Origin of the sequence: Bradyrhizobium sp. Mp19 (genome assembly GCF_029952935.1) — a bacterium.
Lineage (GTDB): Bacteria > Pseudomonadota > Alphaproteobacteria > Rhizobiales > Xanthobacteraceae > Bradyrhizobium > Bradyrhizobium elkanii.
In genome coordinates, this window is record NZ_JASAUT010000166.1 from 1 (window position 1) to 1,349 (window position 1,349).

2 pseudogenes are annotated in these 1,349 nt (G+C 60.0%); one reads left to right on the plus strand and one right to left on the minus strand.

The annotated features are described in order from the left end of the window. Nucleotides 1–69: 69 nt before the first annotated feature. Nucleotides 70–906, plus strand: a pseudogene (locus QJT82_RS45380) (helix-turn-helix domain-containing protein); the annotation flags it as partial. 156 nt (nt 907–1,062) lie between these two features. On the opposite strand, the pseudogene QJT82_RS45385 reads toward QJT82_RS45380, so the two are convergent. After that, a pseudogene (locus QJT82_RS45385) lies at nt 1,063–1,349 on the minus strand (transposase); the annotation flags it as partial.

Below are 1,349 nucleotides of genomic sequence, written 5' to 3' on the forward strand. Positions count from 1 at the left end.
GTCTGGACCAAGAAAAAGGTCCGTCAACGCCGTTTCAAAGGCCGCCGTATCACTCAGCTCTGATTCCGGGTACTAGAAGGATTGCGCGGCGAGGAGAACATCTCCGAGCTTTGTCGCCGAGAAGGCATTGCCGCCTCGATCTATTACGGCTGGTCCAAGGAGTTTCTCGAGGCCGGCAAGCGCCGCCTGGCCGGCGACACGGCACGAGCTGCGACCTCCGGCGAGGTGAAGGACCTCCGTCGGGAGGCCGCCGCCTTGAAGGAGGCCGTCGCCGATCTGACCCTGGAGAACCGTCTGCTCAAAAAAAGTATGAACGGAGATGGGGAGGACGAGGCATGAGGTATCCCGCCTCCGAGAAGGCCGAGATCATCCATTTGGTCGAGCAATCGCACTTCCGGCCAAACGCACGCTGGACAAGCTCGGGATCCCGCGCGCCACATTCTATCGCTAGCATGATCGTTACCGCGAGGGCGGCATCGCCGCTCTGGCCGATCATCGGTCTCGACCAGACCGGGTCTGGAACCGCATCTCGGACGATGTGCGGGGCCAGATCATCGACCTGGCGCTGGAGTTACCTGAGCTGTCGCCACGCGAGCTGGCCGTGCGGTTCACCGACGAACGAAAGTACTTTGTATCCGAGGCGTCGGTCTATCGGCTGCTGAAGGCGCATGACCTCATCACCAGCCCGGCCTATGTGGTGATCAAGGCCGCGAACGAGTTCAAGGACAAGACGACGGCGCCGTCGCGCACCGGCCAAGGCTTCTCAGCGACAATGGTTCGAGTTACGTGGCGGATGATCTGGCCGAGTGGCTCGACCAGAAGGGCATGCAGCACGTGCGCGGCGCTCCGTACCATCCTCAGACCCAGGGAAAGATCGAGCGCTGGCATCAGACGCTGAAGAACCGTAAGCGACGTTCGCGTCCCATTCGCAAAGGTTTGGCGTGGGGATTGCAGTCTGTTGATCAACGTGTTTGCAAATCGTTGGCGGGGGGTATGGAGGCGGCAACGACGGAGAATTACGAGGTGCGGCCGAACGACCAGCTCGTCGATCCGGGACTGCGGGTGACCGGTTGCGATCGCTTTGAGCGTCGCTTTCATCCAGACGTAGGGCTCCACGCTGTTGATTTTGCAGGTGGCGATGAGCGAAGCTATGCGCGCCCATGAACGACCACCTTCGTCGTGACCAGCAAATAAACTATTTTTACGCGTCAGAGTCAGCGGCCTGATTTGATTTTCGACGGGATTGGTGTCCAACTCAACGCAACCATCGTCGAGAGAGCTGGCCCCGCAAATTCGGACAGTAGCTTGAGTGGATTTTCTGCCTGACAGCGGCGAGGATTCTTGCTGCG